Annotated in this window: 21 protein-coding genes; 12 read left to right on the top strand and 9 right to left on the bottom strand. The window is 71.6% G+C overall.

Annotated features, from left to right (window positions below):
- The first annotated feature begins 189 nt into the window (after positions 1-189).
- From ACGFYV_RS12600 to ACGFYV_RS12590, 3 genes are all read left to right on the top strand, one after another.
- Positions 190-546: a DUF3618 domain-containing protein gene (locus tag ACGFYV_RS12600; protein ID WP_393878348.1), complete on the top strand. Its 357-nt coding sequence runs from the start codon at positions 190-192 to the stop codon at positions 544-546.
- Positions 547-906: 360 nt separating this feature from the next.
- On the top strand, positions 907-1,542 hold the full coding sequence (locus tag ACGFYV_RS12595; protein ID WP_393878347.1) for an ArsR/SmtB family transcription factor: 636 nt from the start codon (positions 907-909) through the stop codon (positions 1,540-1,542).
- A 16-nt stretch (positions 1,543-1,558) separates the two neighbouring features.
- Positions 1,559-2,305 carry an SRPBCC domain-containing protein gene (locus ACGFYV_RS12590; protein ID WP_393878346.1) on the top strand — a complete coding sequence of 249 codons (747 nt, stop codon included), beginning with the start codon at positions 1,559-1,561 and terminating at the stop codon, positions 2,303-2,305.
- A gap of 117 nt (positions 2,306-2,422) precedes the next feature.
- Here the strand turns inward: ACGFYV_RS12590 and ACGFYV_RS12585 are convergent, their stop codons facing one another.
- Complete coding sequence (locus ACGFYV_RS12585) at positions 2,423-4,249, bottom strand: endonuclease/exonuclease/phosphatase family protein (protein WP_393878345.1); 1,827 nt, start codon at positions 4,247-4,249, stop codon at positions 2,423-2,425.
- A 266-nt stretch (positions 4,250-4,515) separates the two neighbouring features.
- Here ACGFYV_RS12585 and ACGFYV_RS12580 point away from each other — a divergent pair, with 266 nt between their 5' ends.
- From ACGFYV_RS12580 to ACGFYV_RS12565, 4 genes are all read left to right on the top strand, one after another.
- Complete coding sequence (locus ACGFYV_RS12580; RefSeq protein ID WP_393878344.1) at positions 4,516-5,937, top strand: hypothetical protein; 1,422 nt, start codon at positions 4,516-4,518, stop codon at positions 5,935-5,937.
- A 364-nt stretch (positions 5,938-6,301) separates the two neighbouring features.
- On the top strand, positions 6,302-7,768 hold the full coding sequence (locus tag ACGFYV_RS12575) for an alkaline phosphatase PhoX (protein ID WP_393878343.1): 1,467 nt from the start codon (positions 6,302-6,304) through the stop codon (positions 7,766-7,768).
- 517 nt (positions 7,769-8,285) lie between these two features.
- Complete coding sequence (locus ACGFYV_RS12570; protein WP_393878342.1) at positions 8,286-9,875, top strand: TROVE domain-containing protein; 1,590 nt, start codon at positions 8,286-8,288, stop codon at positions 9,873-9,875.
- A 94-nt stretch (positions 9,876-9,969) separates the two neighbouring features.
- On the top strand, positions 9,970-10,536 hold the full coding sequence (locus ACGFYV_RS12565) for a TetR/AcrR family transcriptional regulator (protein ID WP_393878341.1): 567 nt from the start codon (positions 9,970-9,972) through the stop codon (positions 10,534-10,536).
- Between the two features lie 295 nt (positions 10,537-10,831).
- On the opposite strand, the gene ACGFYV_RS12560 is transcribed toward ACGFYV_RS12565, so the two are convergent.
- The 7 genes from ACGFYV_RS12560 to ACGFYV_RS12530 form a co-directional block, all read right to left on the bottom strand.
- A complete protein-coding gene (locus ACGFYV_RS12560; RefSeq protein ID WP_393878435.1) occupies positions 10,832-12,085 on the bottom strand; it encodes a TerD family protein in 1,254 nt (417 codons plus the stop codon).
- 117 nt (positions 12,086-12,202) lie between these two features.
- On the bottom strand, positions 12,203-13,192 hold the full coding sequence (locus ACGFYV_RS12555; RefSeq protein WP_393878340.1) for a zinc-dependent alcohol dehydrogenase family protein: 990 nt from the start codon (positions 13,190-13,192) through the stop codon (positions 12,203-12,205).
- Positions 13,189-14,076, bottom strand: coding sequence for a carbohydrate ABC transporter permease (locus tag ACGFYV_RS12550; protein ID WP_393878339.1), 888 nt, complete (start codon positions 14,074-14,076; stop codon positions 13,189-13,191). Before ACGFYV_RS12550 ends, ACGFYV_RS12555 begins: the two co-directional genes overlap by 4 nt.
- Positions 14,073-15,014 (bottom strand): carbohydrate ABC transporter permease, encoded by a 942-nt coding sequence (locus ACGFYV_RS12545; protein ID WP_393878338.1) that lies wholly within the window; start codon positions 15,012-15,014, stop codon positions 14,073-14,075. Before ACGFYV_RS12545 ends, ACGFYV_RS12550 begins: the two co-directional genes overlap by 4 nt.
- On the bottom strand, positions 15,011-16,384 hold the full coding sequence (locus tag ACGFYV_RS12540) for an ABC transporter substrate-binding protein (RefSeq protein ID WP_393878337.1): 1,374 nt from the start codon (positions 16,382-16,384) through the stop codon (positions 15,011-15,013). Before ACGFYV_RS12540 ends, ACGFYV_RS12545 begins: the two co-directional genes overlap by 4 nt.
- 148 nt (positions 16,385-16,532) lie before the next feature.
- Entirely contained in the window at positions 16,533-17,312 is a 780-nt protein-coding gene (locus ACGFYV_RS12535) for a DeoR/GlpR family DNA-binding transcription regulator (protein ID WP_393878336.1), read from the bottom strand.
- Positions 17,313-17,668: 356 nt separating this feature from the next.
- Positions 17,669-18,478, bottom strand: a complete 810-nt coding sequence (locus tag ACGFYV_RS12530) for an NAD-dependent epimerase/dehydratase family protein (protein WP_393878335.1) — start codon at positions 18,476-18,478, stop codon at positions 17,669-17,671.
- 243 nt (positions 18,479-18,721) lie between these two features.
- Between ACGFYV_RS12530 and ACGFYV_RS12525 the strand changes: the two genes are divergently transcribed.
- Complete coding sequence (locus ACGFYV_RS12525) at positions 18,722-19,735, top strand: 5-dehydro-4-deoxyglucarate dehydratase (RefSeq protein ID WP_393878334.1); 1,014 nt, start codon at positions 18,722-18,724, stop codon at positions 19,733-19,735.
- Positions 19,732-20,898 (top strand): hypothetical protein, encoded by a 1,167-nt coding sequence (locus ACGFYV_RS12520; protein WP_393878333.1) that lies wholly within the window; start codon positions 19,732-19,734, stop codon positions 20,896-20,898. The genes ACGFYV_RS12525 and ACGFYV_RS12520 overlap by 4 nt, the downstream gene beginning before the upstream one ends.
- On the opposite strand, the gene ACGFYV_RS12515 is transcribed toward ACGFYV_RS12520, so the two are convergent.
- On the bottom strand, positions 20,832-22,070 hold the full coding sequence (locus ACGFYV_RS12515) for an MFS transporter (RefSeq protein ID WP_393878332.1): 1,239 nt from the start codon (positions 22,068-22,070) through the stop codon (positions 20,832-20,834). The two genes, ACGFYV_RS12520 and ACGFYV_RS12515, sit on opposite strands and share 67 nt — an antisense overlap.
- A 294-nt stretch (positions 22,071-22,364) precedes the next feature.
- On the opposite strand from ACGFYV_RS12515, the gene ACGFYV_RS12510 reads away from it, so the two are divergent.
- The 3 genes from ACGFYV_RS12510 to ACGFYV_RS12500 all read left to right on the top strand — a co-directional run bounded on the left by ACGFYV_RS12510 (position 22,365) and on the right by ACGFYV_RS12500 (position 24,857).
- Positions 22,365-22,952, top strand: a complete 588-nt coding sequence (locus tag ACGFYV_RS12510) for a TIGR03086 family metal-binding protein (protein ID WP_393878331.1) — start codon at positions 22,365-22,367, stop codon at positions 22,950-22,952.
- 169 nt (positions 22,953-23,121) lie between these two features.
- Entirely contained in the window at positions 23,122-23,874 is a 753-nt protein-coding gene (locus tag ACGFYV_RS12505) for an MBL fold metallo-hydrolase (protein ID WP_393878330.1), read from the top strand.
- Between the two features lie 185 nt (positions 23,875-24,059).
- Positions 24,060-24,857, top strand: coding sequence for an HAD family acid phosphatase (locus ACGFYV_RS12500; RefSeq protein WP_393878329.1), 798 nt, complete (start codon positions 24,060-24,062; stop codon positions 24,855-24,857).
- Positions 24,858-24,966 lie beyond the last annotated feature (109 nt).

Here is a 24,966-nt window from a genome sequence, read left to right as displayed (position 1 = left end):
AGGCACTTGTGCACGGCCGAGCACCGGGCTGCGGTCCTGCTCGAAGTGCCGGCCTGCGGGGGGTGTGGGGGCGGGCGTACGGCGGTCTCGCTCGCGGGGTTCGCGCGGCTGGGCGGGGAGGGGGTGCGGGTCGTCGCGGGGCGGGGTACCCGGGTGCTGTGGTGGCGGGCGGCGCGATCGGGGAAGGGTATGACGATGACGCACAGGATCTCGCACGGGTCGGGTGCCAAGGGACCCGACGAACTGCGGCAGCAGATGGAGCGTGCCAGGAGCCGGCTCGGTGAGACTGTCGCGGAGTTGATGGGTAGGTCTGATGTGTCGGGGCGGGCGCTCACGCGCGCCGCCGACCTCAGGGACAAGGCCGGTGCCATGGGTGTGCAGTTGCGCGACAGTGCGGGGCATGCTGCGCATGCGGTTGAGCGGCGTGCTCCGGAGTCGGTGCAGGGTGCTGTCCGCTCGGCTCGGCGGCATGCGGGGCCGCTGTTGGCCGCGGGCGCGGGGGCTGTTCTGGTTACGGTGGGTGTGAGGCGGCGTCGGCATCACTGATGGTGGGTGATGGTGCCGGTGGGTGGGCGGGTGCGGGGTGTCTGGGGGGTGTGTGATTCCCACCCGCACCGCCCGTGACGGTTTCGTCGTCGGGTGCGGGTGGCCCCTGTGGAGGTCGGGTTCGGCGGCGGCTGCGGGTCGTTTGTGGGGTGATTCCCGCCCGCACCGCCCGTGACGGTTTCGTCGTCAGGTGCGGGTGGCGCCTGTGGGGCAGGTGGTGGCGTCGGCGGCTGCGGGCTGTGTGGGGGATTTCCGCCGGCACCGCCCGTGCGGGTTTCGTGGTCGGGTGCGGGTGGCCCTGGCCCTGCCGAAAAAATGGTTCGCCTGGACAAGGAGAATGGTCGGTGGCACAGTGGGGGCATGCTGGATGTGACCGTGATCGAGGATCCTGAGGTGGCGGCGGTATCGCTCGACCCGATAAGGGCGCGGCTGCTCGCGGAGCTGACCGGTGGACCCGCTTCGGCCGCCATGCTGGCCGGGAAGGTCGGGCTGCCCCGGCAGAAGGTGAACTATCACCTCAAGGCGTTGGAGAGGCATGGTCTGGTCGAGCTGGCCGGGGAGCGACGCAAGGGCAATGTCACCGAGCGGCTGATGCGCGCGACCGCCGCGTCGTACGTCATCTCGCCGGCCGCGCTCGCCCCCGTGCAGCCGGACCCGGAGCGCTTCCGTGACCAGCTCTCCGCGCGCTGGCTGCTCGCGCTCGGCGCCCGTCTGGTGCGGGATGTCGGCGCGCTGATCACCGGCGCCGAGAGGGCGCGCAAGCGGCTGGCCACGTACGCCCTGGACGGCGAGGTCCGCTTCGCCTCCGCCGCCGACCGCGCGGCCTTCGTACAGGAGCTGGCGGCGGGCGTGAGCGCGCTGATCCGCAAGTACGACGCGCCGGACGCCGATGCGGGCCGCGATCACCGGATCGTCGTCGCCCTTCACCCCACGGTCAAGGACCAGCCCGCCCCGGCGACGGTCGAGGACCCGTCCGCCCCCGCACCGGATCAGTGAGCAGGAGCTTCCCCCCATGTCCAAGGAATTCGAGATCGTCCGCGAGTTCGAGGTCGACGTGCCGCCGGAGAAGGTCTGGGAGGCCGTCACCAGCGGCACCGGCGGCTATCTGTGGCCCATGGACCCGCCCGAGCCCCGGGTGGGCGGAAAGGGACCCTTCGGTTCCACCGTGACCGCCTGGGATCCGCCGCACCGCTACACCAACCGCAGTGAGGACGTCGGCTTCCCGGTCCAGAGCGCCAACCAGCTCGACTACACCATCGAGCCCCGCGAGGAGGGCCGCCGCGCCTGGGTGCGCTACGTGCACAGCGGCATCTTCACGGACGACTGGAACAACCAGTACGACGGCGCGAGCAAGCACACCAACTTCTACCTGCACACCCTGTCCGAGTACCTGACGCACTTCGCGCCCCGCCCGGTCACCTTCGCCCAGCTGAACGGGCCCGAGACCTCGGCGACCGCGCGAGCGCTCGCCGCCGTCGCCCGCGCACTGGGCCTGGCGGACGACACGCCCGCGGGCACGAAGGTCGGCGCCCAGGGACCCGGCGGACGGACCCTGGACGCCGTACTCGACTACCGCAACCCGTACTTCATCGGGCTGCGCACCGACGACGCCCTCATCCGCTTCTTCGGGCGCGGCCACTGGGGCGCCCCGCTCGGCATCAGCATCCACGACTTCGCGCCGGACGCCGACGCCAAGGCGAACGAGAGCGCCTGGCAGGACTGGCTGAACGGGGTGTTCGGGGTGTCCGGCCAGTCCTGAGCCCCTCGCCGGGCGCGGGGCATTGTGCGAGAAACCACGAATCACCCGCACCCGGCGATGATCAGGCCCCCCGAGCCGGAATCCGGCCTTATCCGGGGCGAGCCGCGCTTGCGCTCGTCACGGGCGGAAGCGGAGCACCTGCGGGTCGTGGTCGCTGATCTGGTCGTTGAACTCCGCGTTGATGTGCACGCTGTCGTACTCGAAGTCGCAGCCGCGCCGGATCGCCGGGCTGATCAGGATCTGGTCCAGGACCTGCTCGTTGCCCTGGTAGTCGTAGGTGTAACGCTCGCTCTTCGGCAGCGACTTGATCGCCGACCACAGGGCGCCGTCACCCTCCAGGATCTTCGTGGTCCCGGAGAACTCGAAGTCGTTCATGTCGCCGAGCGCGATGACGTTCGCGTTCTTCTGCACGGACAGGATGTCCTTGACGAACGCGTTCACCTCGGTCGCCTGTGCGTGGCGCTGGATCTCCGAGCTGCGCACGGGCGGCTGGTACTGCGCGGTCAGACCCTGGTCGCCACCCTTGGAGTTGAGGTGGTTGGCGATCACGAAGACGGTCTTGCCGTGGAAGACGAACTCGCCGGCCAGCGGCTTGCGGCTGTTGCTCCAGGACGCGTCCGCCGGGTCGACGCGGCCCGGGGAGGCGGTCAGCTGTGCCTTGCCGTTCACCTTGGTGACGCCGACGCCGGTGGTGGAGTCGCCGCCCGCGCGGTCCACGAAGGACACCCGCTCGGGGTTGAACAGGAACACCTGGCGGATGTTCCCGCCCGGTTCGCCGCCGTCCTGGTCGTTGACCGGGTCGATGGAGCGCCAGTCGTACCGCGGGCCGCCCGCCGCGACGATCGCGTCGATCAGCTTGTTCACCGTCACGCTCGCGTCGACCGTGCCGTCGTCCGTGGCGCCGTTGTTGTCCTGGATCTCCTCCAGGGACACGATGTCGGGCGACCGCAGGTGGTTCACGATCGCGGCGGCGTGCTGGTCGAAGGTGGCGTCCGCCGGGTCGAGGTTCTCGACGTTGTAGGTCGCCACCGCCAGCTCGCGGCCCGACTGCTTGCGCGTGGTCTCCCGCTGGAGGCCGCCGCTCTCCAGCGTGCCGAGCGTGCCCGCGACCAGCGTGTAGCCGCCGTACTGGTTGTAGTCGAGCGGGCCGGTCGTGGCGCCCTTGAGGGTGTCGCCGACGTTCGCCCGCGGGAAGTCGGCGGTGGAGCCCAGCGACTGGATCTGCAGCCGGCCGGTGTTCTGCGACTCGTAGGAGCCGTAGAGCGTGCCACCGCGGTGGCTGCGGTTCTCCTGCGGCTTCACCGTGACCCACAGCTCGGTGTACGGGTCGGTGGCGGTGACCACGCGGGTGTCGGCGACCTGGACGTTCATGCCCTCCAGGGACTCGTAGTAGTCCAGGGCGTACGCCGACGGGTCCAGCGGCAGGGCGTTGACCGAGCCCGCGGCGGCGGTGTCGCCCTGCGGGGTGTACGCGTCCGGCACCGAGTCCGCGTCGATCACGGCCGGCGCGGGGACCGCGTTGCCGGTGGACACGGTGGTGATCACCGGCTTGGTGATCTCCGTCAGCGACTGGTTGCCGGAGGAGGCGCCGCCCGGGACGTACTCGGAGACCGTGCCGGTCACCGTGACCGAGTCGCCGACGGCGACCTTCGGCGTGGAGCTGGTGAAGACGAACACGCCCTCACTGGTGGCCGGGTCGTCGTCCGGGGTCCGGTCCTGGATCCAGAAGCCGCGGGAGGAGCCGTAGGTGCGGGTGGCCGTGACGATGCCGGGCACGTCCGTCACCTTCTGGCCCGCGAACGGGGATATCCGGGTCGTGCCCTGGACGTCGTGGATGCGCACCGATTCGGCGTGCGCGGGCGAGGTGAGGACGACGGCCGACGCGGCGCTGCAGACCGCTGCGACGGTGAGCGCGGCGAGGCGTGTGGAAGACCTGCTCGGCAAGGGATCCCTCCGGGGACGAGTGTGGGGCACCGGGACGAGGACGGAACGCCGGCGTGCGGGGGGTGTCACCCTGCGTGCACACGCCGAAAGCCGAGTGAACAGTTGTCCCCCGACTTCTACGCGCGTCAATCTCCTGCCTGGCGCGTGGAGTTGTCAAGGTTCCGGCCATGTACGGCGGTCGGCCGGGAGATGAACCGGGTGGCTTGGGTGGAAATCCGTCTAGGCTGAGCGGCTGAGTCCGTTCACGGTCCGAGGAGAACCAGCCGATGTCAGACAGCTCCCCCCTGCCGCCCGTCCGGCTGCACCCCGAAGCGGAGCTGGCGCGTGCCGCACTGTCCACCCCGCTGCTCTCCCGGGCCGCCCGGCTCGCCCGCTGGGCCGGACCCGACACCCGGGTGGACGCCGGGGGCGGACTGGTCGACGAACAGCTGCCGGCCGCCGCCGGACTCCTCGGACTGAGCGGGGACGACGCCGCCGCCCACGCCGCCGAGGCCTGGCGGGTGGCCCTGGACGCCGGACTGGTCGAGATCACCGACGAGGAGGCCGGCACCGTCACGGCCGGCGCGGACCTGGAGCTGCTCACCGGCTCCCCGCACGAGGTGCTGACCGTCTGGCTCGCCGCACTGGAGACCGTCCTCGCGGACGCGAGCGTGCCCGACCTCGACGGACTGGTCGACGCCATGGACGAGGGCGAGGTCGATTTCTCGTCGCTCGACTGGGACCCCGAGGCCGAGGCAGAATTCCTCGACGGCGTCCTCGGCAACCTCTATCTGCTGACCGTCAGTGAGGACGGCCCCGGCGACGGCCCGGTGCCGCTGCCCGCCCTCGCCGCTTCCATGCTCGTCCCCGACGACATGGGCCGGCCCTCCGACGACGTCCTGGAGCAGGTCTCCGACGCGATGATGCGCCTGGACGACCAGTTCCGGATCCTGGCGCCGGTCGGCCTGGTCGAGTACCAGCCCGTCGACGAGGCGCTCATGGCCGACACCGACGAGGAGCCCGCCGCACCGCTGGACGACACCGACGTCTCCCGCTACGGCCTGGTCCGGCTCACCCCGCTCGGCGCGTACGGGCTGCGCGCCCGGCTGCTGGAGGCCGGGTTCGAGGCGCCCGCCGTCGGGGAGCTCGCCGACAAGGGCGCGGACGCGCTGCTCGACGGCACCGCCCGCTTCGGCCCGTCCGCCGCCCAGGCCGAGACCGAGCAGTGGCTGACCCGGCGGCAACCCCTCGCCGCCGCACGGGAGTTGCTGTCCGCCGCGCGCGGCGCCGACGCCGGCGCGCCGCTGCGCCGGCTGCGCTGTCAGCAGGCACTGTCCCTGGTCGGGCAGGAGGCCGAGCCCGCGCTGCGGGAGGTCCTCGACGACCCCGAACTCGGCGGGCTCGCCCGGGTCTGGCTGAGCGAGCGGAGCGCCGCCGACGTGCCCGCGCCCTCGCAGGGCCTGGTGTTCTGGCTGACCATCGACACGCTCGCCGCGCAGTTGAGGGCCGAGGGGAACTCCGAGGAACTGCAGGCCCTGGTGGAGGGGCTCGCCGAGCAGCACAGCGGGTTCTTCGCGGCGGCCTGGCGTGTGGAGCATCCGGACACCGCGGAGGTGCTGGAGGCGATGGGACGGCTGCACCCCGACAAGAAGGTGGCGAAGGAAGCGCGGAAGGCCGCGTTCAAGGCGCGTTCGCAGCACGGGGGTTGAGGGGCGCGAGGGTGTGAGTGACGCGCCAGTGTGGGCGGCGCGCGTGTCGGCCGGTTCGGTGCCGGCCGGTTCGGTGATGCCGTTTCCGTGACGCCGTTTCGGCCGGTCGCGTCGCTGGTGGGTGTGGGTGTGGGTGTGGGTGCGGGGCCCGGTGACGGTGCGGCCGTCGAGCTGCACGGGTGGCCGTAAAGGCGGGACATGACCGGTACTTGGGCCCGTCATGGGACGGTGCATGCGGATTCATGGAAGATGGGCCTGCAAAGTAGCCGGATGTTCAACTCCCGTTCAAAACATGGCGGGAGTGTGAGCGCCGCACGAGGCCCCGTGGCCCGCCACGGCGCGAACACCGTCATCAGGAGACAGCATGTCGCTCACCCGCAGGGACTTCGCCAGAAAATCCGCGATCACCGGTGCCGGGGTCGCGCTGGCCGGCAGCGTCGGCGCCCTCGCCACCGCGCCGGGCGCCCTGGCCGCCACGGACACGGACACGGACACGGACACCGAGAACGCGCAGGGTGAGTCGACGCACGGCCACCAGGGCGTCGGCTACGGCCCGCTGGTCACCGACCCGGACGGCATCCTCGCCCTGCCCGCGGGCTTCAGCTACGAGATCATCACGTACTGCGGCAAGACCACGCTGGAGTCCGGCGAGTTCACCCCGTCCAACCACGACGGCACCGCCGCCTTCGAGGGCCGCCGCGGCGCCACCCTCCTCGTCAACAACCACGAGCTGGCCGGCGCCCGCGCCAACTGGCCGCACCCGGTGCCGCTCACCGAGGGCCTCGTCTACGACCCGGCCGCGGCCGGCGGCTGCACCGTCGTCGAGGTCCGCCACGGCGGCCACGTCGCCGAGTGGGTCGGCATCGCCGGCACCGCCACCAACTGCGCGGGCGGCAGCACCCCGTGGGGCACCTGGCTGACCTGCGAGGAGACCGAGGACAAGGCCGGCAAGAACGGCTTCACCAAGGACCACGGCTACGTCTTCGAGGTCGACCCCGAGGACCACCGCGCCAACCGCGACCCCAAGCCGATCAAGGCCCTGGGCCGCTTCGCCCACGAGGCGGTCGTCATCGACCCCAAGCGCGGCCACGCCTACCTCACCGAGGACGCGGCCGGCCCCAACGGCCTGCTCTACCGCTGGACCCCGCCGGAGGGCTTCCACCACGGCCGCGGCAAACTGCGCACCCTCGCCGACGACGCCGGCGTGCTCCAGGCCTTCAAGTGCTTCGACTCCGGCGGCGCGTTCGTCGACGACCTCTCCCGCGCCACGAAGATCGGCACCGTGTACGGCGTCGACTGGGTGGACGTCCCCGACCGTGACGCCAAGCAGGTCTCCATCCGCAAGCAGTTCGCCGCCGGCCAGATCACCCGTGCCCGCAAGCTCGAGGGCATGTGGTGGGGCGACGGCGGCGCCTACGTCGTCTCCTCCTTCGCCCGCGCGGAGAGCCCGCTGCAGCACGACGGCCAGGTCTGGTTCTACGACCCCAAGCGCCGCACCCTCACCCTGAAGGTGCTGTTCGGCGTGAACCCGGACCCGTCCAAGGACGGCGCCTTCGACGGCCCGGACAACATCACCGTCTCCCCGTACGGCGGCCTGGTCATCGCCGAGGACGGCGAGGGTGTCCAGCACCTGTTCGGCGCCACGGAGAGCGGCCGCACCTACCCCATCGCCCGCAACGACCTGAACATCGGCACCGCGGACGCCCCGGAGTTCAGCGAGTTCACCGGCGTCACCTTCTCGCCCGACGGCGACACCCTGTTCGCCAACATCCAGACGCCCGGCATCATGCTCGCCATCACGGGCCCCTGGAAGCGGCAGAAGCGCGACTGACCTCCGCACCGCTGATCGATTCGCGCGATTAATTCGCTCGCTCGTGCCGCGCCTCCCCTCCTAGAGTGATCCACGTCCAGGTGCGACAGGCAGGACCTACTTCCACTGTTCATGGGGAGGCCGCGGGTTCGAGTCCCGCCACCGGCTCCGACAGGCCGGTGTAGCTCAGTCGGCAGAGCACCAACACGTCGGTTCCGCCGCCCTCGATCTCTGGACACCGAAAACTTGACGCACCTCCCGGTGCGAAGGCAGTGGCTACTTCCCTTTCCTGGAATGAAAAACAGCCACCGCCGAGTTGATCTCGGGAGGCGCGGCACATGGTGGGTGTCCGGTGCGCAGGCAGCGGTTACTTCTTTTGGATCAGAAGGTTGCGGGTTCGACTCCCGTCACCGACTCAGGGTCGGTGCAGCTCAATGGAGAGAGCATCTGACGTGGTCCGCAGCCGACTTCCGATCTCGGCCACCTTCCTTTTGCCGCGCCTTCCTCCGAAACACGAGCGAATTCGGGGGAATTCACCATGGCGCGATTCAACACCCGCACCGCCAAGGCGCGGCCGACGTCGGCCGTGACCTCGACGGGCCGGGTCCTGCGTACCCACGAGAGCGGCCGGGGGCAGGAGCGTGACGCGCGCTCCGAACTCTTCCTGCTCGCCGTCTCCCACATGGTCGCGCAGAACACCTTCTACGAGACCGGCACCGACCGCGACGACCGCTTCGCCCGTCTGATCCGCGGCCTTGCCGTCAGCGACCCGGAGTGGACCGCGGGCCTGCTCGGCTGGCTGCGGGACGAGGGCGCCATGCGGACGGCCTCGATCGTCGGCGCGGCCGAGTACGTGCACGCCCGGCTCGCGGCCGGCGCGACCGCAGGCCCGTCCAACCGGCAGGTCGTGAACTCCGTGCTGCAGCGCCCGGACGAGCCCGGTGAGCTGCTCGCCTACTGGACCGTGACCCACGGCCGCGCCCTCCCCAAGCCTCTCAAGCGCGGTGTCGCCGACGCCGTACGACGGCTCTACCACGGCAAGTCGCTGCTCAAGTACGACACCGCGTCCAAGGGCTACCGCTTCGGCGACATCCTCAACCTGGTGCACGCGGCCCCGGACCCGGACAAGCCGTGGCAGGGCGAGCTGTTCCGGTACGCCCTCGACCGGCGGCACAACCCCGACACCGCCGTGCCGCCCGCGTCGGTCCCGGTGCTCACCGCGCACCGCGAGCTGATGCGACTGCCTGTCGAGGAGCGCCGGTCCGTCGTCACCTCGCCCGGTGGCGCCGAGCGGCTGGCGGCGGCCGGCATCACCTGGGAGGCGCTGGCCGGCTGGCTGCAGGGCCCGATGGACAAGGCGGCCTGGGAGGCCGTGATCCCGTCCATGGGTGCGATGGCGCTGACCCGTAACCTGCGCAATTTCGACGAGGCGGGTGTCTCGGACGAGGTCGCCGCCCAGGTCGCGGCGAAGATCAGCGACCCGGAGCAGGTGGCGCGCTCGCGGCAGTTCCCCTTCCGCTACCTGGCCGCCTACCAGCACGCACCCTCGCTGCGCTGGGCCTACCCGCTGGAGCGGGCGCTCGGTCACTCGCTGGCCAACGTGCCCGCGCTGCCGGGTCGCACGCTGGTGCTGGTGGACCGCTCGGGCTCGATGTTCTGGTCGCAGGTGTCCGAGCGCTCGCAGCTCAACCGGGCCGACGCGGCGGCGGTGTTCGGTACCGCGCTCGCCCTCCGGGCGGCCGGCGCCGACCTCGTGCAGTTCGGCTCGACCAGCGCGCCGGTGGAGTTCCGCACGGGCGAGTCGGTGCTGAAGATCCTGGAGCGCTTCGGCGACCTGGGTGGCACCGACACCACGGAGGCGGTGCGCCGGCACTACCAGAAGCACGACCGGGTGCTGATCGTCACCGACGAGCAGTACGCCCCGAACCGGCACGGTGACCCCACCGCCCAGATCCCGGCGCACATCCCCGTCTACACCTGGAATCTGGAGGGCTACCGGGCGGGCCACGGCCCGTCGGGTGCGGGGAACCGGCACACCTTCGGTGGCCTCTCGGACTCGGCCTTCCGGATGGTGTCGCTGCTCGAGTCCGCCCGGGACGCCTCCTGGCCGTGGCAGGCCCGAGCCTGAGCCGCACGGGGGCTCTCCTCGATCCGCGCTCGATAAAATGCGGAGGGAGTCCCCGGAATGCGGAGGGAGTCCCCGGCTCGCGAGGAGTTTCTGGATGACGCGGAGCAGACCCATGCGCGCGGACGCGCGGCGCAACTACGAGCGCCTGCTGAAGGTGGCCGCCGAGGCCTTCGCCGAACATGGGGAGAACGCGTCGCTCGACGACATCGCCAGGCGCGCGGGTGTCGGCTCGGGCACCCTCTACCGGCACTTCCCCACGCGGCAGGCGCTGCTGGAGGCCGCGTACGTGGACCGCGTCGAGGCGCTCGGGGCGCGGGGTGAGGAGCTGGCGAAGGAGCTGCCGCCGGGCGAGGCGCTGACGCGGTGGCTGCACGAGGTGTGTGCCGCCACGATCCAGGTGCGCGGGATGAAGTCCCTGCTGGGTTCGGCGGTCTCGGACGGCGGCTCGGCCGCGGTGACGGTGTGCGGCACGGTGGTGCAGGGCACGGCGACCCGGCTGGTCGAGGCCGCGCAGGCCGAGGGGAGCCTGCGGGCCGACCTGGAGCCGGTCGAGCTGCTCCGGCTGGTGCACGGCGTGGCGACGGCTTCCGAGCTGGCGAACGGCCAGGGCAAGGAGATCCCTCGCTACCTGACCTTGCTGATGGAGGGGGTGCGGCGATAGGGGGTGGCGTTTGGGTCATCCCGGCATCGCGGGGTCTGGCATGGGGCCCGGCACGCACGTCTGCGGCGTTGTCGTCGACCGCCGATTCCCCCACGCTCGGCTCCGTTCGCGGGGGCCCCATGACCGCATGCTCGGCTCCGCTTGCGCGGGGGACCCCCCATCGCGTCGACTCGCTCCTCCGCCGTGCGGCCGCACGCAGCAGACCCCGCTCGGGTCGGCCGGTCCGCACTGTCAGTCCCAGCCGGCCTGATCCAAACGACACCCCCTGGCCAGGCCCGAACCTTCCGTCGCGGGGCTACAGTGCCCGTGCTCCCGGCTCCACCATGTTCCGTACCGTCCGTGCCTTCACGAACTCGCCCATCGCCGTCATGTCCCACTCGCCGGAGAACTGCCGGATCAGCTTGGCCATCAGTACGCCGGTCTGGGGCTCGGCGCCTGTGAGGTCGAAGCGGACCAGTTCCTCGCCCGTGGTCGCGTCGAGGAGACGGCAGTAGGCCTTGGCGACGTCGGTGAACTTCTGGCCGGAGAAGGAGTTGACGGTGAAGACCAGGCCGGTGACGTCCATCGGGAGCCGGCCGAGGTCGACGGTGATCGTCTCGTCGTCGCCCCCGCCCTCGCCGGTGAGGTTGTCGCCGGAGTGGCGGATCGCGCCGTTCAGGATGGTCAGCTTGCCGAAGTAGCAGCTGTCGACGTGGTTGCGCTGCGGGCCGTAGGCGATGACCGAGGCGTCCAGGTCGATGTCCTTGCCGCGGAACGCGGGCTCCCAGCCGAGGCCCATCCGCACTGCGGAGAGCAGCGGCCGGCCGCCCTTCATCAGGGACACGGTCTGGTTCTTCTGGAGGCTGACCCGGCCCTTGTCCAGGTTGACCTTCCCGGCGCCCGGGGCGGGGGCCACCGGGGCCGGCGGTGCCGGGGGAGCGGACACCGCCGGTGCTGGTGGGGCAGCCGGCGGAGGCGGGGTCGCCGGCTGCGGCGGGGTGATCGGCTGCTGGGGAGGCGCGATCGACTGCTGGGGAGGCGCGATCGGCTGCTGGGGCGCGGCGGGTGCGGCGGACGGTTCCTCCACGGTGACCCCGAAGTCCGTGGCGATTCCCGCCAGCCCGTTCGCATACCCCTGGCCCACGGCGCGGGCCTTCCACTGGCCGCCCCTGCGGTAGATCTCCACGATCACCAGGGCGGTCTCGGTGCCGAGCTGCGGCGGGGTGAACGTGGCCAGCGCCACGCCGCCCTCCGCGTCCCGGATCGTGGCCGTCGGCTCGATGCCCTGGAACGTCTGGCCCGCCGCGTCCGGGCTGGCCGTGACCACGATCTTCTCGATGTCCGGCGGGACCGCGGTGGTGTCGACCGTGATCGCGTCGGGTGCGGCACCGCCGCCGGAGCGGTAGGTCACACCCGGGCCGGCCGGCTGGTTGTAGAAGATGAAGTCGTCGTCGGAGCGCACCTTGCCGGCGGCGGTGAGCAGCAGGCCCGACACGTCGAGCCGTACCGGCGCGGCGACGTCCACCGTCACGCGGGCGGCCGACAGAGGGATGTTCGAGCCAGGGGTCATAGCTGTCATGCCGGGTCAACGAACGACATCACTTTGCCGTTCCCTTACCGTCACCGCGACCCCCGATCGGCTCACCTGACCCGCGCCGGCCGGTTCACCCGGCCCCCGCCGATCCGCTCAGGGCACGACCACGATCTTCCGGCCCACCCCCGCCGCGAACTGCTCCAGCGCCTCGGGGTAGCGGTCCAGCGGGATGCGGTCGCTGATGAACAGCTCCGGGTCCAGCACCCCGTTCGCGAACAGTTCGGCGGCCCGCTCGAAGCTGTGCAGGACGGCCATCGAGCCGGTGATGGTGATCTCCTGGTTGTAGATGCGGTACGGGTCGATCGTCACCCGCGTCGCGTAGTCCGCCACGCCGAACTGCAGGAACGTGCCCGCCTTCGCCACCCGCTCCAGGCCGTCCTGGATCGCCGCCGCGTTGCCGGTCGCGTCGATCACCACGTCCCAGCCCTGAGGGCGGTCCAGCTCGTCCGCGTTCGCGGCGGCTGCCGAGACGCCGAGCCGGTGCGCGGTCTCCAGCCGGGCCGGGTTCAGGTCGACGACGTCGACACGCGCCGCGCCGGTGCGCTTGGCCAGTTCGAGCATCATCAGGCCCATGGTCCCGGAGCCGTAGATCAGGACGTGGGCGCCGAGGCGGGAGTTGAGGACGTCGTAGCCGCGCACCGCGCAGGACAGCGGCTCCACGAGGGCCGCGTCCGCGGTGCGCACGTGGTCCGGCAGCTTCACGCAGTTCGCCACCGGCGCCAGCGCGTACTTGGCCGCGCCGCCCGCCGTCGTCACGCCTATCGCGCCCCAGCGCTCGCACATGTTGTTGTGGCCGTCGCGGCAGTAACGGCACTCGTTGCAGTACAGGGAGGGGTCCACGGCCACCCGGTCGCCGACCGCGATCTCCGTGACCTGGGTGCCGACGCCGACCACCTCGCCCGCGAACTCGTGCCCGGGGACGATCGGCAGCTTGGGTGCGAACTCGCCCTGGAGGATGTGCAGATCCGTTCCGCACAGCCCGCAGGCGGCCACTTCGACGACGACGTCGCGCGGGCCGGGCGTCGGGTCCGGGACCTCCGTGACGACGGCGCGGCCCACGGACTCGATGACGGCGGCCTTCATTTGACGGCTCCCAACGACAGGCCCTGGACCAGCTTGTCCTGGGCGGCGAACCCCGCGGCGAGCACCGGCAGGGAGATGACGAGCGACGCGGCGCACACCTTGGCCAGGAACAGGCCCTGGCTGGTGATGAAGCCGGTCAGGAAGACGGGGGCCGTCTCGGCCACCACGCCGGTCAGCACACGGGCGAACAGCAGCTCGTTCCAGCTGAAGATGAAGCAGATCAGGGCGGTGGCGGCGATGCCGGGCAGGGCGATGGGGGCCACCACGCGCGCCAGGATGGTCGGCAGCCGGGCGCCGTCGATCTGCGCCGCCTCGATCACCGCCACCGGGACCTCGGCGAGGAAGGACTGCATCATCCACACCGCGATCGGCAGGTTCATGGAGGTGTAGAGGATGATCAGCAGCCAGATGTTGTCGAGCATCCCGGTGTTCTTGGCGAACAGGTAGATGGGCAGCAGGCCCGCCACCGCCGGCAGCATCTTCGTGGACAGGAAGAAGAACAGGACGTCCGTCCACTTGCGTACCGGGCGGATGGACAGCGCGTAGGCCGCCGGGAGGGCCAGCAGGAGCACGAGCAGGGTCGAGACCAGCGACGCCATGGCCGAGTTGATCAGCGCCGGCCAGGGGCTCGCGCCGCCGCCGGCTCCGAAGAACTCGCGGTAGCTGTCCAGGGTCAGCGAGGCCCCGAAGGACGGCGGGTTGGTGGCGGCGTCCGCCTCCGAGTGGAAGGAGGTCAGGGCCATCCAGGCGATGGGCAGGAAGAACAGCAGACCGATCAGCCAGGCCAGCAGGCCGAGACCCACTCCGCGGCGGCTGCGGGGGCGTGCGGCCCCGGTGGGCGCGGTGGACGCGGTGGACGCGGTGGGCGCGGTGACGGCGCTCATGCGCGGGACACCTCCTCGCGGAACAGGGACGACACCACGCGCAGGGCGAAGGTCGCGATGATGATCGAGCCGATGACGACCAGGACGCCGGCGGCGGACGCGAGGCCGTTCTCGTGGGCCTGGTAGAAGCTCTGGTAGACGGTGTAGGGAAGGTTGGCGGTGCCCAGTCCGCCCGACGTGATCGTGAAGACCGCGTCGAAGTTCTGGACGATGTAGATCGACCCCAGCAGCCCGCCGAGTTCGAGGTAGCGGCGCAGGTGCGGGAGCGTCAGATAGCGGAAGACCTGCCAGCCGCCGGCGCCGTCCACGCGGGCCGCCTCCAGCTGCTCGCTGTCGCGGCTCTGCAGCCCGGCCAGCAGGATCAGCATCATGAACGGGGTCCACTGCCAGATCAGCGCGATCTCGACCGCGAGTAGCGGGGTGTTGGAGATCCAGTCAGGCTGGGGGCCGCCGACGTAGTGCAACAACCCGTTGAGCAGGCCGTATTCGGGGTTGTAGAGCACGTGCTTCCACAGCAGCGCGGCAGCCACCGGCACCACGAGGAACGGGGCGATCAGCAGGGTGCGGACCAGGCCGCGGCCCATGAACTTCCGGTTGAGCAGCAGCGCGATGGCCAGGCCCAGGACCAGGCTGACGAGGACCACCGTGACGGTCAGCAGGATCGTCGTCCACACCGACTGGCGCAGGTCCGCGTCGGTCAGGACCTGCCGGTAGTTGTCGACGCCGGTGAAGTGGCGGTCCTTCGGGTAGAGGGCGTTCCAGTCGAAGAACGAGATCACCACGGTCGCCACGAACGGCAGCTGGGTCACCACGATCATGAAGACCAGCGCGGGCAGCAGCGGGGCCCGGGTGACCCAGGCGCGCATGCGGTTCGGCGGCCGGGTCGCCGGCCGCGCGGTGGCGGCGGCGACCCGGGCGGAGGGGGTGGTCACGGTCATGACGCCTCGTACTTCTTACCGACGGCCTCGGCGAGCTGCTGCCCCTTCTTCAGCGCGCTGTCCACGGACGTGCGGCCGGCGATGGCGGAGCTGATCTCCTGGGAGACCTTGGTGCCCAGGTCGGTGAACTCGGGGATGCCGACGAACTGGATGCCGGGCGCCGGGCGGGGCTGCACACCCGGGTCGTTCGGCTTGGCGCTGGAGATGGCGGTGCGGGTGACGTCCGCGAAGGCGCCCGCCTCCTTGCGGTACTCGGGGATGTCATAGGTCGACGAACGCTTGCCCGCAGGCACGTTGGACCAGCCCGCCGTCTTGCCCACGAGGTTCTCGTAGCCCTTGCTGGACGCCCACGAGATGAACTTCCAGGAGTCGTCGGGGTTCTTGGACGCCTTCTGGATGCCCCACGCCCAGGTGTAGAGCCAGCCGGAGCTGCCGGTCTTCTCGACCGGGGCCGGGACGTAGCCGATCTTGCCCTTGACCGGGGAGCCGGGTGCCTCCAGCGATCCCGCGCCGCTCGTGGCGTCGTACCACATGGCCGTCTTGCCCTGTGTCATGTTGTTCAGGCACTCGGCGAACCCGGACTGGGCCGCGCCGGACTCGCCGTGCTTTCGGACGAGGTCGACGTAGAACTGCGTGGCCTTCTTGAACTCGGGGGAGTCCACCTGGGCCTTCCAGTTCTTGTCGAACCAGGTGCCGCCGAAGGTGTTCACGACCGTCGTCAGCGGTGCCATGACCTCGCCCCAGCCGGGCAGTCCGCGCAGGCAGATGCCCTTCATGCCGGACTCGGCGCCGTCCGCCTTGGCGGCCAGGCCGGCGACCTGCTGCCAGGTGGGCTTGGCCGGCATGGTCAGGCCCTTCTTCTTGAAGACGTCCTTGCGGTACATCAGGAAGGACGACTCGCCGTAGAAGGGCTCGCCGTAGAGCTTGCCGTCCGCGGCGGTGAGGGCCTGCCGCATCGGGGCGAGGATGTCCTGCTGGTCGAAGGCGGTGTCCTTCTTGACGTACGAGTCCATCGGCTCCAGCCAGCCGTTCTTGGCGTAGATCGGGATCTCGTAGTTGCTGAGGGTGGCGACGTCGTACTGACCGGCCTGGTTGGCGAAGTCCTGGCTGATCTTGTCGCGGACGTCGTTCTCCGGCAGGACGGTGAAGTTCACCTTGATCCCGGTGTCCTTGGTGAAGTTGCTCGCGGTGAGCTTCTGCAGCTCCACCATCTGCGGGTTGTTCACCATCAGGACGTTGATGGAGTGGGCGGAGGACCCGCCGCCTGCTCCGCCGGCGCCCGAACAGCCGGCGAGCAGCGGGGTGATCAGCGTGCCTACGGTGGCCACGGCAAGCAGGGTGCGGCGTGTTCTGCGGCTCTGGATTCGCATGAGGCTTTCCCGGACCTTTCGTGAGATACAGGGCATGGACGGGCGTGCGGACGCCCTCGGGGGCTGTGTGCTGTGTTCGGTGTGCTGTGTTCGGTGTGCTGTGTTCGGTGTGGCTGGGTTCTGTGTGCTGGATTCTGTGTTCGGTTGTTCAGACGCGGATGATCTGGGGGCCCTGCAAGGAGTAGCGGTGGGCCTCGGAGGCGGGCAGCAGGGTGCTGGTGACGACGGCTTCCAGCTCGCCGATCTCCGCGAACCTGCAGAAGCTCACCGCCCCGAACTTCGTGTGCACCCCCGCGAAGATCGTGCGGCGGGCAGCGCGGATCGCCTGTGACTTGACCTCGCAGACGGCCGGGTCGGGCGTGGTCAGCCCGTGTTCCCGGGAGACGCCGTTGGCGCCGATGTAGGCCAGGTCGATGACGAACCCCGCCAGCATCTTCGTCGTCCAGTGATCGACGGTGGCGAGGGTGCCCCGGCGTACCCGGCCGCCGAGCAGCAGCACGGTCCTGTTCTCGGCCTCCGCGAGTGCGCCCGCGGTGGCCAGGGACGCGGTGACCACGGTCAGCGGCCGGTCCATGGGCAGGGTCTCGGCGATGAGCTGCGGGGTGAACCCCTCGTCGACGAAGACCGTCTCGGCGTCGCCCAGCAGTTCGGCCGCCGCGGTGGCGATGCGGCGCTTCTCGGGTACGTGGCTCGTGGCGCGGAAGGCCAGGGTCGTCTCGAAGCCGGCGCTCTCCACGGGATAGGCGCCGCCGTGGGTGCGGCGGAGCAGGCCGTGGTCCTCCAGGGTGCGCAGATCCCGTCGTACGGTCTCCTTGGCCACACCCAACTCGGCGGCGAGCGCGGTGACGTCGACGGAGCCGGTGGCGCGGGCGTGCCGCACGATCTCGCGCTGGCGCTCTTCGGCCGTCCTCGCGGGATTCGCCGTCATCGCCGACACCTGCTTCCGTGCTCACGCGCTCGCTGCCCGTTCGGGCCCGGTGCGGCCCTCGGAAGGAAGTTCTACAGTCGGCGTCCGGCACTGACCAGGCTTATTGCGCACTTGTTGCTGCCCGTATGTGACCGATTGGGCGCGAGTTTGCCCGTCTCGGACCTGCACGGCTGTGCGCGGGGAAGTGGGAGCGGGCACCGCAGGTGCCCGAACACGGCGGCGGGCGGGCCCGTTAGGTGCCCGCCCGCCGTCATGAGCGATCGGTTTCCGCCGATCGGCGCGCCTCCGTACGACCGGATCGGCGCGCTTCGGTACGACCGGATCGGCGCGTCTCGGTACGACCGGACCGGCGCGCTTCAGTACGGCCAGATCGGCGGGTTGTCGACGAAGGGCCCGCCCAGGTGGCTGTGGGCCGGGTTCCGCGGGTCCAGCTCGCCCTGCTCGGCGATCAGCTTCGCGGCGTACGGCTCGGAGTCGTCCCGCGGCTCGTAGCCGAGCGCCCGCGCGCCGGTCAGGTCCCACCACAGGCGCGTGTTGGCCGAGGAGCCGTGGACGACCGTGTGGCCGACCCCCTCGGCGGTCAGGGCCGCGTGGAAGAGCCGAGCGCCGTCGGCCGGGCTCATCCACACGGAGAGCATCCGCACGCTGGTGGGCTCGGGGAAGCAGGAACCGATGCGCACGGAGACCGTCTCCAGGCCGTGCTTGTCCCAGTAGAGCTGGGCGAGGTCCTCGCCGAAGGACTTGGACAGGCCGTAGAAGGTGTCGGGGCGGCGCGGGGTGTCGACCGGGATCAGCGGGTCACCGGGGCGCGGGGCCGGGGTGAAGCCGACGGCGTGGTTGGAGGAGGCGAACACGATCCGCCGTACGCCCTCCTCGCGGGCCGCCTCGTAGAGGTGGTAGGTGCCCTCGATGTTCGCCTTCAGGATCTTCTCGAAGGGTGCTTCGAGGGAGATGCCCGCGAGGTGGAGGACCGCGTCCACGCCCCGCATCGCCTCGCGCACCGCCCCCGTGTCGGCGAGGTCCGCGGTGATCGCGTCCGGCGCGCCCTCGACGGGGCGCATGTCGAACAGGCGCAGCGTGTAGCCGTACTCCGGCAGCAGGGAGCGCATCAGGGTGCCGAGCCCGCCGGCGGCGCCGGTGAGCAGCACGGTGCGGGGAGCGGGCATCTTCAGACTCCTCGTCTCCTCGGTCTCCTCAGCCTCCTCGGGGAGGCTGCATCCATGAACTGCATTCACATCCGTGGCCACGCTAAGGAGGGTCGGCGTGCTGGTCAAGAGTGCCATGCGGTGCGGAAATCCCTTACCGGGTTGAGGCTTTGCCCGCTTGACCGCCCCTGAGGAGGGATCGTAGCGTGAAGGAGTTCAGAAATATGGACAACGATCAGATTCATGCACCGACAGGGAGTGCCCGTGACGCCAGCCTCTCTCGCCGCCCGGCTCCGCGAGCCGGGCGGACCGCTCTTCTTCCCCGTCACGGCCTACGGCCGGGACGGCTCCGTGGACCTCGACGTCTACCGCGCCCATGTGCGCAGAGGCGTCGAGGCCGGTGCCGCCGCCGTGTTCGCCTGCTGCGGCACCGGTGAGTTCCACGCGCTGCTGCCGCAGGAGTTCGAGGCCTGCGTCCGGGCGGCCGTCGAGGCGACCGAGGGACGCGTCCCGGTGGTCGCCGGCGCCGGCTACGGCACCGCGCTCGCCGTCCGCTTCGCGCGGATCGCCGAGGAGGCGGGCGCCGACGGCCTCCTCGCCATGCCGCCGTACCTCGTCGTCGCCGGCCAGGAGGGACTGCTGCGGCACTACCGCGAGGTCGCCGCGGCCACCGCCCTGCCGGTCATCGTCTACCAGCGCGACAACGCCGTCTTCACCCCGCCGACGGTCGTCGGACTCGCCCGCACCGACGGCATCATCGGCCTCAAGGACGGCGTCGGCGACCTCGACCTCATGCAGCGCATCGTCAGCGCCGTGCGCACCGAAGTCCCGGACGACTTCCTGTACTTCAACGGCCTGCCCACCGCCGAGCAGACCCAGCTCGCCTACCGCGCCCTCGGCATCACCCTCTACTCCTCCGCCGTCTTCTGCTTCGCCCCCGAGATCGCCCTCGCCTTCCACCAGGCCCTGGAGACGGGCGACGAGACCACCGTGCGCCGTCTCCTCGACGGCTTCTACCGCCCCTTCGTCGAACTGCGCGCCCAGGGCCGCGGCTACGCCGTCTCGCTCGTCAAGGCGGGCGTACGGCTGCGCGGTCTGGAGGTCGGCGAGGTCCGGCCCCCGCTGGACGAGCCCGGCGAGGACCACGTCAAGCAGCTCGCCCAGCTGATCGAACGCGGCCAAGCGCTGCTGGAGGAGGACGCGGGACGGCGCCCGGGGGAGGACGCGGGACGGCGCCCGGGGGAGGGCGCGGGACGGCACCCGGGGGAGGGCGCGTGAAGGCCTCGGCGTTCGTCTACCCCTGGGACGTCGACGGGGACCCCGACGCCCCGGCCCGCATCGCGGCGCTCGGCGTACGGCAGGCGACCCTCGCCTCCGCCTACCACTCCACCCGCGCGCTCACCCCCCGCCACCCCCGCCACCGCGTCGTCACCGCCGAGTACGCGGCCCTCCTGTACCCGGCCGGCCCCCGCTGGGCGGGCCGGGGCCTGCGCCCGTACGCGGCCGGCCGCTGGGCCGGCGGCGACGCCCACGGACGGGCCGCCGAGGCCCTCACCGAGGCCGGCATCGAGGTGCACACCTGGGTCGTCCTCGCGCACAACTCCCGCCTGGGCGCCGAACATCCGGACACCTCCGTCGTCAACGCCTACGGCGACCGCTACCCCTGGGCCCCCTGCATCGCCCAGCCCGCCACGCGCGCGTACCTCGTCGACCTCGCCGCCGAGGCCGCCGTACGCCCCGGCGCGCACGGCACCGAACTGGAGTCCCTCGGCTGGTACGGCCTGGCACACCTGCACGCCCACGACAAGACCTCCGGAGTCGCCCTCGGGGAGGCCGGGCAGTACCTGATGTCGCTGTGCTTCTGCCCGGACTGCCGCGCCGGATACGGCGCACAGGGCCTCGACGCCGGTGAACTGGCCGCCGCCGTACGGACCGCGCTGGAGCCGCTGTGGCGCGGCGCGCCGGACGACGGGGGCTGGCCGGCCGTGGAGAAACTCCTCGGGCCGGACACGGCCGCCGCCACGCGCGCGTGGCGCGACACCACCGCCCGCACCCTCCAGGAGGAGGCCGTCACCGCCGTACGCGCCGCCGCGCCCGAAGGCTTCCAGGTGCTGCTGCACGCCGACCCGGTCTCCTACCACTGCGGCGCCAACGCCGGCGTCGACCCCGCCCACGTCCTCTCCGTCGCCGACGGCGTGGTGGTCCCGTGCGCGGGCGGTACGGCCCTGCTGGCGCCCTTCGCCGCACAGGCGCGGCCGGACACGGTCCTGGTGGCCAACTTCACGGTCGTCACCGGCATGGGCGGCAGCCCCGGCACCCTCGCCGCGGACGCGGCACGCGCGCGCGTGGAGGGCGCGACGGAACTGCGGCTGTATCACGCGGGGTTGGCGTCCGACCCGGACCTGGAGGCGGTGCGCGAGGCGCTGTCGGCGGTGCGCTGAGCCGCGAGCACGGCGGCGGTCACGAGCAGCGCCAGGCCGTACACGGGCAACAGCGTGCCGGGACCGGCCAGTTCGACCAGGCCGGCTCCCACGGCCAGCCCGACCACGTTCGGCGTGAACAGCAGTGTGTTCGCGGTGGCCGTCGCCCGGCCCAGCAGCGGTCCGGGCACCTCGCGCTGCACGGCCGTCAGCGCGGCGATCAGCACACAGGGCAGCCCCAGCCCGACGGCCGCGCCGCCCACCAGGGCCACCGCGTCCGACGGCACCGCCCGCGCGGCCACCCCGGCCGCCGTCAGCGCGATCCCGGCCGCCGCGAACCGGCGCCCGCCCAGGCGCCGCAGCGCGGGCCCCGAGACCAGCCCGACCGCCACCGAGCCCGCGCCCTGCACGGCGTACAGAACGCCCGCGAAGGCGGGGGAGTGCCCGAGGCGGTCCACGACGGCGTACAGCGTCGTGCTGCTCAGCGAGGCGAGCAGCATCGTGATCCCGCCGGCCCGGACCAGCGGGCGCAGCCCCGGGTGCCCCCACAGCCCGCTGACCCCCTCCGTCGTTTCCCGCCACCAGCCGGCACCGGAGCGCACCGGCCGCTCCTCGCGCACCCGCAGCAGGGCGCACAGCCCGGCGGCGAGGACGAAGGTGACCGCGTCGAGACAGGCGACGGCCGGCCCGCCGAAGGCCGTGTACAGGCCCGCCCCGGTGAGCGGCGCGACGAGCTTCATCCCCTCGTTGGCGGTCATGCGCAGCCCGTTGAAGTCGCCGAGGCGGTCCGGGCCGACGGCGGCGGTGACCAGCGCCGACTCGGCGGCGTCGTGGACGACACCGGCGGCGCCGTAGCCGAGCAGCACGGCGAACAGCAGCCACAGGCGGCCGGGGGAGTCCACCGCGCACAAGGTGAGCAGGAGCCCGGCCAGGCCGGCATTGAGGCCGATGAGCAGGGGCCCGCGCGGGAAGCGGTCGGCGAGGGTGCCGAGCGCCGGCCCTGCCAGGGTGGGCGCCCACATGGCGAGCATGCACAGCGCGGCCAGACCGTCGGAGCCGGTGAGGTCCTTGACCCACACGCCCGCCGCCAGCCACAGCGAGGACGTGCCGAAACCGGACACCACCACACTCGTCAGAAACAGCGCCGCATTGCGGTCCCGCAGCACGCGGAACACGGTCCAGGAAGTCGTCATGCCAGGTCATCGTGGTGCTAAGGGGGGTGCGACCGGATCGGTCAGGTGCCCTATCCGGGCGGGCGGAACGGGGGCGGGCGGAACGGGGGCGGGCGGAACGGGGGCGGGTGGAACGGAGGTGGGCGGAACGGAGGTGGGCGGAACCGGGCGAGCGGAACGGGGCGGGCGGAACCGGGGGCCTCGGCACCGATGAGTTACGGCGCGCCGGGGGGTCATCACTTCGTACAGGTACAACCGCCGTCCCCGTCCCCGAGCCCGGTGGGCGCGGCCCGGAGCACTCCCGAGGAGCAACGCATGTCCGACTCGATCCTCGATCTCGGCGCCCAGACACGGATCATGGCGCAGCTCGCCGAGACCGTCACCGACGAGCAGCTGTCGGCCCCCACGCCGTGTCCGGACTACACGGTGCGCAACCTGCTGGCCCACGTGCTGGGGCTGTCCGTCGCCTTCCATGCCGCCGCCCGCAAGGACCTCGGCGCGCTGACCGACACCCGCCCGGACGCCACGGTCCCGGACCTCGGGCCCGACTGGCGCGAGCGGCTGCCCAAGGTGCTGGACGACCTCGCCGACGCCTGGCGCGACCCGGCGGCCTGGACCGGTACGACCCGCGCCGGGAGCGTGGACCTGCCCGGCGAGGTCGCGGGCCTGGTCCTCGCCGACGAGCTGGTGATCCACGGGTGGGACCTGACCCGCGCCCTGGACCGGCCCTACGCCCCCGACCCCGCCGCCATCGACGCCGCCCACGCCTTCCTGCGCCTCGCCGCCGAGGACCCCAGCCGCGGCGGCGGCATCTTCGGCCAGATCGTCCCCGTCCCGGCGGAGGCCTCCCTCCTGGACCGCGCGGTGGGCCTGAGCGGCCGGGACCCGGGCTGGCGGCCGTAGGGCGACGGGGGGCGTAGGGCGACGCGGCGTAGGGCGGTCGTGGGCGGTCGTGGGGCACGCGGGAAGGTCCGGAGGGCGGTCGTGGCGCAACGCCGCAGGTAGCGGCGCCGGAGGTTCCGCTTGGGCGTGTGTGCGAGGGGTCGGTTCCCGGCGTCGTACCCTCCTTTTCATGCCGCTCAGCCTCACCGTCCTCGGTACCGCCTCGCCCCATCCCGGCCCCGACCGTCCCTGTTCCGGATACCTGCTGTCCGGGGGAGGCGCCGAGGTGTGGGTGGACGCGGGGCCCGGGACGTTCGCCGCGTTGCAGCGGTACACGGATCCGTCCCGGCTCACCGCGATCTGGATCTCGCACCTGCACGCCGACCACAGCGCCGACCTGCTGGCCGCCGCCTACGCCTTCGCGTTCGGCGGGATGACCCCGGCCGTGCCCGTCCCCTTGTACGCCCCGCAGGACTGCGCCCGCCGGCTCGCCGGATTCCTCGGCCTGCCGCACCTCGGCTTCCTGAAGGACGTCTTCGACTTCCGGCCCCTGTACGACGGCCACGACGTCCGGCACTGGAACCTCCGGCTGACCGCCCGCGCCGTCGCCCACGACAGCGAGGCGTACGGGCTGCGCGCCGAGAGCCAGGGCAGCGTGCTGGCCTACTCGGGCGACAGCGGCCCCTGCACCGCGCTGACGGAACTCGCCTGCAACGCGGACCTGTTCGTGTGCGAGGCCGACATCGACCGGCATCACGGCGGCGAACAGGTGCATCTGACCCCGGAGGACGCGGGCCACATCGCCCAGGAGGCGCGCGTACGGGAGCTGCTGGTCACCCACGTCGGCCCCACGCTCACCCGAGAGTCGGCGACCGCCCGAGCCGCCGCCGTCTTCGGCCGCACGACCCGCCCCGCCGTCGAGGGCGACATCCGCGGCATCTGAGCCGCCGGGCCACCGCTGGGCAGCTGTCGGGCCGCCGGGGGCGGGGCGGGCTCCGGAAGGCGGGTGTCACCTTCACTCCGGCGGACGCAGCGTCACCTCCCGTCTGCCGGCGGCAAAGCCGCGCTTGATCACGATCAGGCAACGGCGCTCGCGCCACCCGGGGTGACGCGCGTAGAAATCCTGCCATGCGGAAGACATCACGGATCGCGGCGATCACCGCCGCCTGCGCCCTCGCCGGTGGCGCCCTCTGCGGCGCCGGCGCCGCCACCGCCGGCCAGTCGGCGGCGAACTCCACCCACGAGCCCTACAACATCGGGCAGTTGGTGACGGACATCGACACCTACTACGGCACCCACGCCGACGCCGGCGGCGTCTACCAGGCCTCGCCGGACAGCCCGTACGCCGAGGACCTGGCGGACATCGACGCCGACGCCAGGCGCTATATCGACAAAGCGGCCCGCAAGGCCCACCACCGTGGCGAGAAGCCGGCCGTCGTCTTCGACATCGACGACACGCTGCTCCTCAGCCTCGACTACGAGAAGCGCTACAACTACACGTACAACCCCACCACGTGGAGCGACTACGTGAACCGCGCCGACCGCCCCGCCGTCTTCGGCAGCCCCGAACTGGTGCGGTACGCCCACTCCAAGGGCGTCGAGGTCTTCTACAACTCCGGTCTGAGCGAGGCCCAGCGCACCGCCGCCGTCGCCAACCTGAAGAAGATCGGCGCCGACGTGAACCTCGACGCCGGCCACATGTTCCTCAAGGACAAGGCCGATCCGCCGGCCTACCTGAACGACTGCGCCACCCCGGGCGCCTGGACCTGCACCACCGTCCAGTACAAGTCCGGCACCCGCGCGCACATCGAGGACGACCTCGGGTACGAGATCATCGCCAACTTCGGCGACCAGTACTCGGATCTGGACGGCGGCCACGCCGACCGCACCTACAAGCTGCCGAACCCCACGTACTTCGTCTCCTAGGACCGGCTCCCGGTCGAATCCGTAACACGGCGAACACCTGAAAGCGATCGGGCGAGGGAACAATCCAGCCAGCATCCACACACCGCTCCCTCAGGCACACAGGAGTACG

The organism is Streptomyces sp. NPDC048297 (assembly GCF_043201585.1).
GTDB lineage: Bacteria > Actinomycetota > Actinomycetes > Streptomycetales > Streptomycetaceae > Streptomyces.
The sequence above is the reverse complement of the archived record's forward strand: the minus strand, read 5'-3'. Positions and strand labels throughout refer to the sequence as shown.